Annotated in this window: 12 protein-coding genes; 4 read left to right on the plus strand and 8 right to left on the minus strand. The window is 71.5% G+C overall.

Features of this window, described 5'->3' with window-relative positions; translation table 11 throughout:
• The first annotated feature begins 20 nt into the window (after positions 1–20).
• The gene (locus Actob_RS28380) at positions 21–947 is read left to right on the plus strand and encodes a LysR family transcriptional regulator (RefSeq protein WP_284914898.1); all 927 of its coding nucleotides are present in this window, start codon (positions 21–23) and stop codon (positions 945–947) included.
• Between the two features lie 292 nt (positions 948–1,239).
• Here the strand turns inward: Actob_RS28380 and Actob_RS28385 are convergent, their stop codons facing one another.
• From Actob_RS28385 to Actob_RS28395, 3 genes are all read right to left on the minus strand, one after another.
• Positions 1,240–1,986: a lytic polysaccharide monooxygenase gene (locus Actob_RS28385; RefSeq protein WP_284914899.1), complete on the minus strand. Its 747-nt coding sequence runs from the start codon at positions 1,984–1,986 to the stop codon at positions 1,240–1,242.
• Between the two features lie 282 nt (positions 1,987–2,268).
• On the minus strand, positions 2,269–3,015 hold the full coding sequence (locus Actob_RS28390; protein WP_284914900.1) for an ABC transporter permease subunit: 747 nt from the start codon (positions 3,013–3,015) through the stop codon (positions 2,269–2,271).
• The gene (locus Actob_RS28395; protein ID WP_284914901.1) at positions 3,012–3,917 is read right to left on the minus strand and encodes an ATP-binding cassette domain-containing protein; all 906 of its coding nucleotides are present in this window, start codon (positions 3,915–3,917) and stop codon (positions 3,012–3,014) included. The genes Actob_RS28390 and Actob_RS28395 overlap by 4 nt, the downstream gene beginning before the upstream one ends.
• A gap of 134 nt (positions 3,918–4,051) precedes the next feature.
• On the opposite strand from Actob_RS28395, the gene Actob_RS28400 reads away from it, so the two are divergent.
• Positions 4,052–5,311 carry a vanadium-dependent haloperoxidase gene (locus Actob_RS28400; RefSeq protein WP_284914902.1) on the plus strand — a complete coding sequence of 420 codons (1,260 nt, stop codon included), beginning with the start codon at positions 4,052–4,054 and terminating at the stop codon, positions 5,309–5,311.
• Positions 5,312–5,383: 72 nt separating this feature from the next.
• Here Actob_RS28400 and Actob_RS28405 read toward each other — a convergent pair whose 3' ends face one another.
• The 4 genes from Actob_RS28405 to Actob_RS28420 all read right to left on the minus strand — a co-directional run bounded on the left by Actob_RS28405 (position 5,384) and on the right by Actob_RS28420 (position 10,286).
• On the minus strand, positions 5,384–6,169 hold the full coding sequence (locus tag Actob_RS28405) for an RpnC/YadD family protein (protein WP_284914903.1): 786 nt from the start codon (positions 6,167–6,169) through the stop codon (positions 5,384–5,386).
• A gap of 418 nt (positions 6,170–6,587) precedes the next feature.
• On the minus strand, positions 6,588–8,078 hold the full coding sequence (locus Actob_RS28410; protein ID WP_284914904.1) for a sensor histidine kinase: 1,491 nt from the start codon (positions 8,076–8,078) through the stop codon (positions 6,588–6,590).
• Between the two features lie 20 nt (positions 8,079–8,098).
• On the minus strand, positions 8,099–8,776 hold the full coding sequence (locus tag Actob_RS28415; protein ID WP_284914905.1) for a response regulator transcription factor: 678 nt from the start codon (positions 8,774–8,776) through the stop codon (positions 8,099–8,101).
• Between the two features lie 52 nt (positions 8,777–8,828).
• Complete coding sequence (locus Actob_RS28420) at positions 8,829–10,286, minus strand: XRE family transcriptional regulator (RefSeq protein ID WP_284914906.1); 1,458 nt, start codon at positions 10,284–10,286, stop codon at positions 8,829–8,831.
• A gap of 128 nt (positions 10,287–10,414) precedes the next feature.
• On the opposite strand from Actob_RS28420, the gene aceA reads away from it, so the two are divergent.
• The gene (aceA, locus tag Actob_RS28425; protein WP_284914907.1) at positions 10,415–11,701 is read left to right on the plus strand and encodes an isocitrate lyase; all 1,287 of its coding nucleotides are present in this window, start codon (positions 10,415–10,417) and stop codon (positions 11,699–11,701) included.
• A gap of 32 nt (positions 11,702–11,733) precedes the next feature.
• A complete protein-coding gene (gene aceB, locus Actob_RS28430; RefSeq protein ID WP_284914908.1) occupies positions 11,734–13,359 on the plus strand; it encodes a malate synthase A in 1,626 nt (541 codons plus the stop codon).
• A 184-nt stretch (positions 13,360–13,543) separates the two neighbouring features.
• Here the strand turns inward: aceB and Actob_RS28435 are convergent, their stop codons facing one another.
• Positions 13,544–14,182: a VOC family protein gene (locus Actob_RS28435; RefSeq protein WP_284914909.1), complete on the minus strand. Its 639-nt coding sequence runs from the start codon at positions 14,180–14,182 to the stop codon at positions 13,544–13,546.
• Positions 14,183–14,284 lie beyond the last annotated feature (102 nt).

Consider the following 14,284-nt stretch of genomic DNA (forward strand, 5'->3'; position numbering starts at 1 on the left):
TGCCGTGTTAAGGAGAGCTGATGATCGACTCGCGCCGGCTGCGGGTGCTCTCCGAGGTGGCCCGGCACGGCAGCTTCAATCGCGCGGCCGCCGAGCTGCGGCTCACCCCGTCCGCGGTGTCCCAGCAGATCAGCGCGCTGGAGCGAAGCCTGGGCACCGCAGTGGTGCGGCGCAGCACCCGCGGCGTGGAGCTGACCGAGGCCGGGCTGGTGCTGATCGACGCGGCCGAGGCGATCAGCGCCGAGTTGCTCACCGCGCAGCGGGAGATCGACCGGCTGGCCGGCGCGCGCACCGAGCGGCTCACCGTCGCCACCTTCACCAGCGGTGGCCAGCGGCTGCTGCCGGCCGCGCTGACCGGGTTCGCGGCGGCTCACCCGGGCGTCGAGCTCACCGTGATCGAGAGCGAGCCGGAGGACAGCCTGCCGCTGGTCAAGTCCGGTGCCGCCGACCTGGCCCTGGCCTACCACTTCGACGGGCCGCCGCCGGTCACCGAGGGCGATCGCTCCGGTCTGGTCTGGACGCCCGTGCTGCGCGACCCGATGTGGATCGTGCTGCCCGCCACGCACCCGCTCGCCGGCGCGTCCGCGCTGGGCCTGGCCGAGCTGGCCGGGGAGCGCTGGATTCACGGCTGCCTGAGCCAGAGCGACCTGCTGGAGCACTACGCGGCGCTGGCCGGGTTCCAGGTGCGGACCGCCTGCCGGGGCACCGACTACCAGTTCGCGCAGTCGCTGGTCCGGGCCGGTGTGGGGATCAGCATGATCCCGGAGGTGGCGCTGAGCAACGACGTGGCGGGCCTGGCCGCCGTGCCGATGCTGCCACCCGGCCCGTGCCGGTTCGTCGGCGTCGCCCTCCCCCGCCGCCGGCCCGCCGTCCTGGCCGGCGCCCTGCTGCGCACCGTGCGGGAGGCGGTCGGCTCCCTGCCACCGCATCCACTCACCAGGTCCTGACCCGCTGGCTCCACCGCCCGGCCCGGCGCCGCCGGCAGGTGCGCCGCACCACGCCGCTCGCCGCTTCCGGCCCGCCGTGCACCATCACCACCCGCTTTCGGTACGCGATGAGCACGCCCACCGGCACCCGGCGCCGCCGGTGCGTCTCCCGCCCGGGCGGTGAGTGCGGACCGCCGGGACGCCGCCACAGCGCGCTCCGGGCGTACCGGAAGAAGCGCAGCGGACCGGGACCGGAAGCGAGCCGAAGCGGTCCGGCGAACCGGACCGCTCGGTCGACGCGGCGGAACCCGGACTACAGCGCGGTCCACAGGGCCGGGACGTTGGGCGGCTCCCAGCCGTTGATAGCGGTGTGCGCCTGCCGGCACTGGTAGGACCGGCCGGCGTAGGTGACCTTGTCGCCCGCCCGGTACGCGGTCCCGGCCGCCCACGTCGTGGTGCCCGAGGTCGGCGCCGGGGTCGGCGAGCCGGTCGGGGTGACAGTGGGTGACGGCGTCGGGGTGGTCGGCGTCGGGGTCGACCCGCCACCGCCGCCGATGTTCAGGTCCACGCAGGAGTAGAACGCGTTGACGGTGTCCGCCACGTTCCACCGGGCCAGCACTGTCTGCCGCCCGGTGAAGCCCTTCATGTTCACCGTGTGCGACTTGGTCGCCCCGGGCTGCGCGCCACCGTCGTTGAAGGACGCCAGCAGCGTGTTGCCGATGAAGTACTCCCAGGTCGCCGTCGAGTGCCGCGCGGTGAGAACCCAGTTGAAGGTGACGTTCTGACCGACGGTGGCGGCCGGCCAGCTCTTGCTGTTGTCGTTGAGCTCAGTGAAACGGCTGCCGCCTCCGTTGCACTGCGTCGACCCCTTCGGGGCCTCGACGCTCTGCGGTTCGTAAACGATGTCGCCGCAGCCGGAGACCGCGCCGCTGGCGCAGTTGGCCTGGCGGCTGGGCGGGGACGAGATGTAGCCGTGCGCGGACGCCGGGGCGACGGCCACGAACAGCGACCCGGCGACCGCCGCGACGGTCAGCGCGGGCAGGGTGAATCGACGTCTCATCAGGGAACTCCTTGCTGAAGCACGAGGGACGACGTGTTCACCAACGTAAATGAAGTGTTCTTAACAGTAAACTCTGTTAAGGAATCTTTAGGGCAGAGGCCAAACCGGGATCTTCGGTACACGCTCGCCGACGTCGCCTGCGGTACCGGGATCGTCACCGCTCACCTGGCGGCGCCCGGCCGCTGGTGACCGGCTTCGATCGTACGAAAGGGATGGTGGCGAAGGCCGCGCCGCGCCTGCCGGACGTGCCCCGGCCGGACCCGCGAAATCGCCTGCCGGCTATCACCCGTCCCGGCGGCGGAAGCTGACGAAGGCGGCGGTCATCAGTGCCGCCGTGGTCCCGGCCAGGATGCCGAACCCCGGCCACGGATCGAGCAGCAGCGGATCCGGGACCGTCGCGAGCACCCGCAGCCCGGCCGCCGACGGCCAGTACCCGATGACGAACTCGGCCAGCGCCTCGGGCATCAGGTTCGCGAAGACCGGCACCAGCAGCGCCGCGACGATCACGCCGGTCACCGCCGCCGTGGTGGATCGGGTCAGCACCCCGGCCGCCATCCCCAGCAGCGCGGCAGCGGTCAGGTAGAGGCCCGCGCCGACGACGGCGCGCACCGCGCCCGGGTCGCCGAGCGAGGCCCGCGGCACGCCCTGGTCGCCCAGCGCGGCCTGGCCCACCACGAAGGCCAGCAGCCCGGCGAGCACCCCGGCGACCAGCACGGTCACCGCGACCACCAGGGCCTTCGCGGCGAGCAGGCGCCCGCGGCGCGGCGCCGCCGCCAGGCTGGCCCGGATCGTGCCGCTGCCGGTCTCGGTGGTGAAGGCCAGCGCGCCGAGCACCGCCGCGGCGATCTGGGTGACCAGGACGCCGGTCAGGCTGACCCGGACCGGGTCCCACGCCTGGCCCGGCGTCCACTGCCGGGCCTGCGCCGTCGCGATCATCCAGCCGAACAGCACGTTCAGGCCGATCAGGACGGCCAGGCTCCACCTCGGCGACCGCAGCGACCGCAGCTTGATCCACTCCGCCCGGATCATCGCGCACCGCCCCGGTAGTCGACGGCCCCGGCGGTGGCGGTCATGAAGACCTCCTCGAGGGATCCGCGGCGCGGCGTCAGCTCGGTCAGCACGATCCGCTCGGCCAGGGCGATCCGCCCGACGGCCCGCGCGTCCAGGCCCTCGACGGCCAGACCGCCGTCCGGCTCGGGCCGCACCGTTGCGCCCGCCGCCCGCAGCGCCTCGGCGAATCCCGGTCCCTCCGCCCGGACCAGCAGCGCCGACGGCGCCGCCCCGGCCAGGAACGACGCGAGGGAGGTGTCGGCTATCAACCGGCCCCGGCCGATCACCACCAGATGGTCGGCGGTCAGCTCCATCTCGCTCATCAGGTGGCTGGAGAGCACCACCGTGCGTCCCTCCCCCGCCAGGTCGCGCATCAGCGTCCGGGCCCAGGCGATACCGCTCGGGTCCAGCCCGTTGATCGGCTCGTCCAGCAGCAGGATCCCCGGGTCGCCGAGCAGCGCACCGGCGATGCCCAGCCGCTGCTTCATCCCGAGCGAGTAGGTCCCGGCCGGCCGGCCCGCGACGGCGGCCAGCCCGACCCGCTCCAGCACCTCCCCGACCCGCCGCGCCGGCAACCGGTTGCTTGCCGCGAGGTAGCGCAGATGCTCCCGCCCCGACCGGTTCGGGTGCACCGCCTGCGCGTCCAGCAGCGCCCCGACCTCGGCCATCGGCACCGCCAGATCGGCGAACCGGCGACCGTTCACGCGTACGACGCCGGCGCTCGCCCGCTGCAGGCCGAGCGCGACAAGCATCGTGGTGGTCTTGCCGGCCCCGTTCGGCCCGAGGAAGCCGGTCACCAGCCCCGGCCGGAACGCGCAGCTCAGATCGTCGACGGCGACCGTGTCGCCGTATCTTTTCGTCAGTCCCCGCAACTCCAGCATGCCGCCGATGCTGTCTCGCCGGCCTGTCCGTTCCCGCAGAGTCCCTGAACGTTCTCTGTGTTCATGGTCTTGTGTGGACGATCGACGGGTATCAGGGTGAGGGGGCAACGCTCCGACAGCCTCCGGGGGACCTGATGGCGTACCGTCGCCTGCCCGCTCTGACCGCAACTCTCACCCTGGCCGTGACCACCGCGTGGGTGCCGGCGGCGGCGCAGGCCGCGCCGCGCGGCCCGAACGCGGTGGTGCTCTGGAACGTCAACGCACAGAACGAGATCTACGAGGTGGCGAAGCAGTCACCGGCCACCGCGGCGCGCAGTTTCGCGATGGTGCAGGGTGCCGTCTACGACGCCGTGAACGCGATCGCCGGCACGCCGTACGAGCCGTACCTGACCGCGCCCAAGTCGCACCGCGGCTACTCGGCCGACGCCGCCGTGGCCGCGGCCGCCTCCGGGGTGCTGCTGTCGCTCTTCCCGGCCCAGGCCGCGACCGTGCACGCCCAGTACGACGCCGCGCTCGCCGCGATCCCGGACGGCTGGGCCGAACGCGGCGGCGTCGAGGTGGGCCGCCGGGCCGCCGACGCGATGATCGCGGCCCGGGCCGGTGACGGCGCCTTCGACACCGACACCTGGAACGTCAGCACGGCGCCCGGCCAGTGGCGGCCCACCCCGCCGACCAACGCGCAGGACGGCGCCTGGTTCGCCGACCTGCGCCCGTTCGTCATCCCGGACGCCGCGATGTTCCGCACCGCCGGCCCGCTCGCGCTGACCAGCGCGGCGTACGCCAGGGAACTGAACGAGGTCAAGACGATCGGCGGGGCCACCAGCACGGTCCGGACCGCCGACCAGACCCAGGCGGCGATCTGGTGGCACGACCGCCGGCTCACCGAGTGGGCGATGAAACGCCAGCTCGCCGAGACGCGGCGCCTGAGCACGCTGCAGACCGCCCGGATGTTCGCGATGGTCGACATCACCAACGCCGACGCGCTGATCGCCTGTTACCACGAGAAGAAGTACTGGAACTTCTGGCGCCCGGTGACGGCGGTCCAGGAGGCCGACAACGACGGCAACCCGGACACCGCCGGCGATCCGGCGTGGATGCCGCTGCTGGTCACGCCGCCGTTCCCGGACTACACGTCCGGGCACACCTGCTCGTTCTCCGCGCTCACCGTGACCTGGCAGCGCTTCTTCGGCCGCGACGACATCCCGATGAGCGCGTACAGCGCGGACTCCGGCACCACCCGGTCGTTCGACAGTTTCTCGTCGGCCCTCGCCGAGGTGGTCGAGGCCCGCATCTGGGGCGGCATCCACTTCCGGGCCGCCGACGTGCAGGGCGTCCGCATCGGCACCGCGACCGCCCGCTACGTCCTGTCCCGCGAGTTCCGCCCCCGCCACTAGCTGGTCCATGTCCCGGAATCCGGCCGTGTCTCGCACTCGGCCGGGTTCCGGGCCACGTGCCGGCATGGTGGGTCATCGGGACTGCCGCAGCTCCTCCAGGGAGGCGCCGTTCAGGATGCGTGCCACGTTTGTCGTGTGGTCGTCGGTCACGAGTTTCCGCGCCAGGTCGTCCAGGCCGGGGAAGTCGCCGAAGCGGGTCTGGAGGAAGAGTTCCATCGAACGGACCAGTCCTTGCTCGCGTCCTTCCTCCCGTCCTTGCTCGCGTCCCTCCACGCGTCCCTCCACGCGTCCGCGCTCCCGGTTTTCCTGGGCGATCTCGCGGCCGGTCTCGGTTTCTGCCAGTTTGTTGCGCATGCCTTTGCTCCTCAGCGCTTTGTCCACTTGAGCTGCGATGGCGTGCTCGGCGAGCATGCTCAAGTCGATCAGGACGAGTCGTTCTTCGGGGTTGGTCAGTTCAGCGATCCGGTCGGCGACCCGGTCGGCTACGTCGGGTGGGCGCCGGCTCGACCAGAGGGCGAGCGGGGCCAGGGGGCTGCGCAGTAGCGTGTCCGGGTCGAGGTCGTCGGGGACGTTCACCGAGTGGTATTCCAGGCGCAGGTGATCGCGCTGGAAGGAGCCGGGGTAGCCGCCGCCGGCGGGCCATACCACGGTTTGGTGGATCCGGTGGTGCGTTTCCTCGTATCGGCTGGCCAGTCCGGCCCAGTAGGCCACCATCCGGACTTGGAAGTCGTGGGTCCGTTTCACCTGTACTTCGATGTGGTGTACGTCGACGGTGCCGTCCGGGCCGGAGACGACGAACACCTTGTCGCGGTGCATGCTGCGCAGCCGGACCTGTTCGGTGGGCCCGTCGACGATCACGGCGCCGTCGTCGACGTGGACCTGGCACAGCAGGCGCAGCGTGTCGCGGGGATGGGCTGTCAGCAGTGCCTTGTACAGGCCGTCGTAGTCCCGGGTGGCGTCTCGTGGTCGCGGTATCTCGGGGCGGTTGTCACCCGGAGTGCGGGCCGTGTCCTTCGTTGTCCGCGCGTTCCCCGATGTGCTGGATGGCATGCGACAACTGTACGCACGTCAGCTGTCGCGCGACAAGGGGTAGTGGTGTGCTGGACTCGGCAGGTCGCGGACGGCCTGCCGGTGATCACGCCACCACCGCCGGCCCATTCCTGCCTCGTCGGAGCACCGCACCAGCCCAACGACCGGCGCCCATGATCCAAGAGACGGAACCCAGCCGTCCCTCGATCCGCCGCTCCCGGACCAGCTCACGTCCGGGCGCGGCGGATCACGCCGGCTCGCGATGCAGGGGTAGCACCACGCGGAAGACCGCACCCCGGTCCGCCCCGTCGCGCACCTCCACGCGGCCACCGTGCGCGTTCACCAGCGACCGCACTATCGACAGCCCCAGCCCCGACCCCCCGCCCCGGCTCCGGTCCCGCGACGTCTCGCCCCGGTGGAACCGCTCGAAGACACGCTCCCGCTCCCCCGGCGGAATCCCCGGCCCGCTGTCCGCGACCTCCAGGACCGCCTCCTCCCCGGCCTGCCCCACCCCGATCCGCACCGGCCCCTCCGGCGGCGTGTGGGCGTGCACGTTCCCCACCAGGTTCACCACCACCTGGCGCAACCGGGCCTCGTCCCCCAGCACCGGAGCGGCACCCGGCGGTCCCGCCCCGGACACCCCGCTCAGCGTCACCGGCCGGTCCGGGTCCAGGTCGGCGAACTGGTCCCGGGCATCAGCGGCCAGCGTCCGCAGGTCCATCGGCGCCATCTCCAGCGCCGGCCCGGACGCCGGCTCGTCCAGCCTGGCCAGCAACAACAGGTCCTCGACCAGCCCGGTCAGCCGCCGCGCCTCGGTGTCGATCCGCCGCATCGCCCGGTCGGCGCCGGTGACATCCCGCAGGTCGCCCACCGTCCGCCCGGCTCGGACCGCCTCGGGAGCCCCACTCGCGGCCCGTTCCGCGGACTCGCGTGTCAGCGACCCGCGCATCAGGTACAGCTCCGCCGACCCGGCGATCCCGAACAGCGGGGTCCGCAGCTCATGACCCACGTCCGCGACGAACCGCCGCATCCGCGCCTCGGACTCGGCCCGCGCCGCGAACGCCAGCTCGATCCGGGCCAGCATGTCGTTGAGCACCCCGGCCAGCCGCGCCACCTCCGAGCCCGGCGGCCCCTCGACCGGCACCCGCCGGCTCAGGTCACCGCCGGCGATCCGGGTCGCCGTCCGCTCGATGTCGCGCAGCGGCCGCAGCGCCGCCGGCACCCCGAACCACCCGGCCACACCCAGCGCCACCACCAGGACCGCCTCGGTGATCAGGCAGAAGATCAGCAGCCGGGTGACGATGTCGTCGACCGCGGCGAGTGACGCCCCGACGACGACCACCCCGCCGCCGGCGCGCGGCACCACCACCATCCGCCACGTGGATCCGTCCGGCCCGGGGGCGGAGACCGCCCCGGCCGAGCGCCGGACGGCGGCCGGGTCGGGAGGTCGCGCCGAGGAGTGATGCGCGGACGCCGACCAGGTCACGCTCCCCGAGGCGTCCAGGTAGACCACCGAGAAGTCGCTGATCAGGTCCAGGCCGCCGAGCAACTGGTCGGATCGCGCCGGATCGGCGGGCGACAGCAGCCCCGGACCCAGCCGCCCCATCAGCTGCCCGAACGCCACCACCTGCCGGTCCACCCGATCCACCAGGTGCCGCCGCAACTCCCGCAGCACCAGCACATCGCTGACCAGGATCCCGGCCATCAGCAGGCCGAGCGACACCGCCACCAGTCGCACCCGCAGAGAACCGCGAAATCTCACGGCCGCGGCCCCCGCATCACATATCCCGCGCCGCGCCGCGTGTGGATCAGTTTCGGCTCGCCGGCGTCCACCTTGCGGCGCAGGTAGGACATGTAGGTGTCCACGATGCTGGTGTCGCCGGCGAAGTCGTAACGCCACACCCCGGCCAGGATCTCCTGCTTGGAGACCACCTGACCGGCATGTGCCATCAGGAACTTGAGCAGCCGGAACTCGGTCGGCGACAGGCGCACCGGCTGCCCGCCGCGGCTCACGTCCTGGCTGTCCGGGTCGAGCGTCAGGTCGCCGACGACCAGCGCGCCGTCGCCGGCCCGGCGCAGCACCGCCTTGATCCGGGCGATCAGCTCGCGCAGGTGGAACGGTTTGGTCACGTAGTCGTCGCCACCGACGGTCAGGCCGGTGATCTTGTCGTCGGGGGCGTCCTTGGCGGAAAGGAAAAGAACCGGAATCTTCCGCGCCGGACCCCCGGTGGCCCGCAGCCGCCGCACCACCTCGAAGCCGTCCATCCCGGGCAGCATGACGTCGAGCAGGATGAGGTCGGGCGGATCCCGCAGCGCCGCCTCGACGGCCGCGGCGCCGGTGGCCGCCGACTCCACAGCGAAGCCCGCGAACCGGAGGGCGTCGGAGAGCAGCTCGCGCACGGTCGCCTCGTCGTCCACGACCAACAACCGCTGCATGGCCCGACCCTACGACCACCCTCCGGCAAAACCGTCCGAGGCTGAGAGAACTTTAAGAAGCCGCGTGGTCGCGCCGCTCCAGGAAGTCGTACACGTCCCGGTTGTCGACGCCCGGGAAGGTGCCCGGCGGCAGCGCGGCGAGCAGGTGCGAGTGCACCCGGGCACTCGGCCACGCGTTGCCCGCCCAGTTCTCCACCAGCTGCGCCGGCGGCCGGCGGCAGCAGTCCGGGTCCGGGCAGGTCGAGACGGTACGCCCGGACACGTCACCACCCCGGAACCACCGAGCGTGCTCGTACGGCGTGCCCACCGTCACCGAGAACTCCCCCGACCGCGTCGACTCCACGTGCACCGTGCACCAGTACGTCCCGGCCGTCGTGTCGGTGAACTGGTAGAACGACGAGTACGGGTCCTCCGCCTCGAACACCGTCCGGGACGCCCACTTGCGACAGACCGGCTGCCCCTCGATCGCCCCGGTCACATCCGACGGGAAACGCACGTTGTCGTTCTCGTACGCCTTGTAGACGATGCCGCTCTCGTGCACCCGCGCGAAGTGCACCGGGATCCCGAAGTGGTGCGTCGCCAGGTTGGTGAACCGGTGCGCCGCCGTCTCGTACGACACCCCGAACGCGTCCCGGAAGTCGTCGATGGCCAGCGCCCGGTCGGCCTTCGCCTCGGCCAGGAAGTCCACCGCGAACTTCTCCGGCATCAGCAGCGCCGCCGCGAAGTAGTTCACCTCGACCCGCTGGCGCAGGAAGTCGCCGTAGTCGGCCGGGTCGTTGTGCCCGAGGACGAAGTGCCCGAGCGTCTGCAGTACGACGCCCCGCGGGTCGTGGCCCTTCCCGCTCGCCACCTGCGGGAGATAAATTCGGCGGTTCTTCAGGTCGGTCACCGAGCGCGTGGAGCTGGGCAGGTCGTTCACGTAGTGCAGGCTGAACCCGACCTGCGCGGCGATGTCCAGGATGCCGCGCTGGGACAGCGGCCCGGTGGTATGACGTACCGAAAGCAGGATCTTGTTGGCCGCGGCCTCGATCTCGGCGAAGTAGTTGTTGCGGTTGCGCATGTCGGCGCGCAGTTGCGCGTTGGCGCGGCGGGCCACCTCGGGGGTGGCGCTCTGCTCGGTGAGCACCCGGTTGAGTTCGCGGTGCAGGCCGATCAGCGACTCCAGGGCGTCGGCGGGAAGTCGCCGGCCACCCTTGACCACCGGCAGGCCCAGAGCGGAATAAGCCGGATTCTTCTGCAGGTGGGTCAGCTCGATCTCCAGGGCGGCCCGGCGCGAGGGTGCCTCGGTCCGCAGCAGGTCCTGCATGGGCACCCCGAGGGCCGCGGCGATGGCCTGCAGCAGGGAGAGCTTGGGTTCCCGTTTCCCGTTCTCGATCAGCGACAACTGCGAGGGCGCCCGGCCCACCGCCTCGCTGAGCTGATCGAGGGTGAGACCGCGCGTGCGGCGCAAATGCCGCAGACGCTGCCCGAGCGTGACGAGGTCGACAGAGTCCGAAGATGAAGCGGTCACGTGTTTCAACTTATCAGAATTTTTTCACTTCTTCTCTTACGGAAGCCCTTCTACGGGGCTGGTGCGATCCATGAGAGTGAAGTTCTTCCACGAGGAAGAACGCGACAGGGCACCGAAAGGGAATACCGATGACTGAGCTTGCCGAAAACCGGGGCGGTACCGCAGAGGACCTCACTCAGGCCTGGGCCAGCGACCCGCGGTGGGCCGGCGTCAAGCGCGACTACACCGCGCAGGACGTCGTGCGGCTGCGGGGCACCCTGCAGGAGCGTCACACCCTGGCCGAGCGGGGCGCCGCGAAGCTCTGGGAGCTGCTGCACACCGAGGACTACATCAACGCGCTCGGCGCGCTGACCGGTGGCCAGGCGACCCAGATGGTGCGCGCCGGCCTCAAGGCGATCTACCTCTCCGGCTGGCAGGTCGCGGCGGACGCGAACCTCTCCGGCCACACCTACCCGGACCAGTCGCTCTACCCGGCGAACTCGGTTCCCGCGGTGGTCCGGCGGATCAACAACGCGCTGCTGCGCGCCGACCAGATCGACACCTCGAACGGCAAGTACGAGCGTGACTGGTTCGCCCCGATCGTCGCCGACGCGGAGGCCGGCTTCGGTGGCCCGCTCAACGCGTTCGAGCTGATGAAGGGCATGATCGCGGCGGGTGCCGCGGGCGTGCACTGGGAGGACCAGCTCGCCAGCGAGAAGAAGTGCGGCCACCTGGGCGGCAAGGTGCTGATCCCGACCCAGCAGCACGTCCGCACCCTGAACGCGGCGCGCCTGGCGGCCGACGTGGCCGGCGTCCCGACCCTGGTGATCGCCCGCACCGACGCCCTGGCGGCGGACCTGCTGACCTCCGATGTGGACGACCGCGACAAGCCGTTCGTGACCGGCGAGCGCACCGCCGAGGGCTTCTACCGGGTCACCCCGGGCGACGACGCCGCCATCGCCCGCGGTATCGCGTACGCCGACTACGCCGACATGCTGTGGGTCGAGACCGGCAAGCCGGACCTCGAGTTCGCCCGCAAGTTCGCCGAGGCCGTGCACGCCAAGCACCCGGGCAAGCTGCTCTCCTACAACTGCTCGCCGTCGTTCAACTGGAAGAAGAACCTGGACGACAGCACCATCGCCCGCTTCCAGAAGGAGCTCGGCGCGATGGGCTACAAGTTCCAGTTCGTCACCCTGGCCGGCTTCCACGCCCTCAACCACTCGATGTTCGAGCTCGCCAAGGGCTACGCCGAGACCGGCATGAGCGCGTACGTGAAGCTGCAGGAGGCGGAGTTCGCGGCCGAGGCCGACGGCTACACCGCCACCAAGCACCAGGCCGAGGTCGGCACCGGGTACTTCGACGCCGTCTCCACCGCCCTCAACCCCGAGTCGTCCACCACCGCCCTGTCCGGTTCCACCGAGGCCGAGCAGTTCTGAGTCAGTAGAAAGATGGGCAGGGAGATCTGATCATGGGTGCCGAAGAGATCACCATCACCGGAACCACCGCAGACCGATACTCCGAGATTCTGACCCCCGAAGCCATCGCGTTCGTGGTGGCACTGGACCGGGAATTCGGCGCACGCCGGGTGCAGCTGCTGGAGCGCCGCCGGCGCCGCCGGGCCACCCGCACCACCGACCTGGACTTCCTGCCCTCCACCCAGCACGTGCGAGACGACGCGTCGTGGCAGGTCGCGGCTCCGGCCGCCGACCTGCTCGACCGGCGCGTCGAGATCACCGGCCCGCCCGAGCGCAAGATGACCATCAACGCGCTCAACTCCGGCGCCAAGGTCTGGATGGCCGACTTCGAGGACGCCACGTCTCCCACCTGGGAGAACGTCATCCTCGGCCAGGTCAACCTGAAGGACGCGCTGGACGGCACCCTCGACTGGACGGCCGCTGACGGCCGCCGGTACGAGGTCGGCGACCAGATGCCCACCATCATGGTCCGCCCGCGCGGCTGGCACCTGCCCGAGTGCCACCTGCGGATCGGCGGCCGCGCGGTCTCTGCCTCGCTGTTCGACTTCGGCCTGTACCTGTTCCACTGCGGGCAGAAGCAGATCGACAGGGGCTCCGGCCCGTACTTCTACCTGCCGAAGCTGGAATCGCACCTGGAGGCCCGCCTCTGGAACGACGTCTTCGTCTTCGCCCAGGAACTGCTCGGCATCCCGCGCGGCACGATCCGGGCCACGGTCCTGATCGAGACGATCAACGCGGCGTTCGAGATGGACGAGATCCTCTACGAGCTGCGCGAGCACTCGGCGGGTCTCAACGCCGGCCGCTGGGACTACCTGTTCAGCATGATCAAGAACCGGCCGGACGTGGTCCTGCCCGAGCGGTCCCAGGTCACCATGACCGCGCCGTTCATGCGGGCCTACACCGAGCTGCTGGTCAAGACCTGCCACCGCCGCGGCGCGCACGCCATCGGCGGGATGGCCGCCGTCGTGCCCAGCCGCGACCCGGTCGCCGCGAAGCGGGCGCTCAACCAGGTGCGCCAGGACAAGCGGCGCGAGGTCGGCGACGGCTTCGACGGGTCCTGGGTGGCCCACCCCGGCCTGGTCGAGACCTGTCGCGAGGTGTTCGACCAGTGGCTCGGCGACGAGCCGCACCAGATCGTGCGCAAGCGGGACGACGTGCGGGTCACCGCCGCCGACCTGCTCGACGTCAAGGCCACCGCGGTCAGCGTGAGCGAGGTGGCGCTGCGCAACAACGTCAGCGTCTCGCTCCGGTACATCGCCTCGTGGCTGGGCGGGCGCGGCGCCGTCGCGCTCGGCGGCCTCATGGAGGACGCCGCCACCGCCGAGATCTGCCGCGCCCAGCTGTGGCAGTGGATCTCGTCGGGCACGCCCACCGACTACGGCGTGCCGGTCACGGCCGCCCTGGTCACCCGGATGTTGCGCGAGGAACTCACCGTGCTGAGCGAGACCGGTGCACTGGACGAGGAAGCGGCCCGGCTCTTCGGCCAAGCCCGGACGCTGCTGACCGTCCTGCTCACCGAGCGGACGTGCCCGGAGTTCCTGACCCTGCCGGCATACCTACGGCACCTGTCGGCCGGGTCCGCTTCTCCGGTCATCACTCAGGCTCCTGTCGCGGCCTGAGTGCATGAGGTGAAGCCGGGGCAGCCCTCCGACCTGCCCCGGCTTCACCGCGAACTCGCGGGAACCCTTTTCACCTCCCGCAGCCGCCACCTCCCGGGGTGGCGGCTTTTTCGTGTGCCTCGTCAGGCTCGCCGCGGCGACCTCGCGCCGCGCCTCGTCCGCCGGCTCGCTCCGGGCGGGCCGGCTATCCGCGGTCCTGCCAGGTGCAGAGGCAGACCCGGTTTCCCTCGGGGTCGGCGAGCACCCAGAAGCCGGGTGCCTCCGCGTCACTGACCAGCGTCCCGCCGGCCGCGACCGCCGCATCGATCCGGGGCCGCACCTGCGCCGGATCCACCCAGAGGTCCGGGTGCCACCGCTGCCGGGGCTCCTCGCTCCCGGACTCCTGGAACCAGACCGTCGGCAGCAAACCGGCCGGATCCCGCACCTCGCCGTCCCGATCGGTCATCCCCAGCACCGCCGCCCAGAACTCCCGGACCCGCCCCGCCGCCGGCGTGTCCAGCGCGAGTTCGAGGCGGGCAAGACCGGCCGTCTCCAGCGTCACCCCGGCCCTCGCCGCCAGCTCCGAGACCGCCTGGGCGAGCCGCAGGTCCCGCTCGGTCACCGCGCCCACGTCATGGCTGCTGGTGCGGACATCCACATACGTGTACCGCAGGTCCAGATCCGGATGGTGATCCATCTCCTCGGCCACCGCCCCGATCGCGCCGACCAGCGCCAGCCCGCTCGCGAAGTCCCCGCTCCGCAGCCGCGTCTGCAACCCGCCCAGCAGGTACACCCACCCCTCGGGTGCCCGCTCCGCGATCTCCCGCCCACTCAGCTTCGTCATGCCTCCATGCTGTCCCGCGCGGCCCCGCCGCACCTGCCCGGGCCCGTCAATCCGCCGGTCCGGTCGGTGGCCCTCCGCCGAGCCGCCGATCCCGCGTGGTGA

Source organism: Actinoplanes oblitus (assembly GCF_030252345.1).
GTDB lineage: Bacteria > Actinomycetota > Actinomycetes > Mycobacteriales > Micromonosporaceae > Actinoplanes > Actinoplanes oblitus.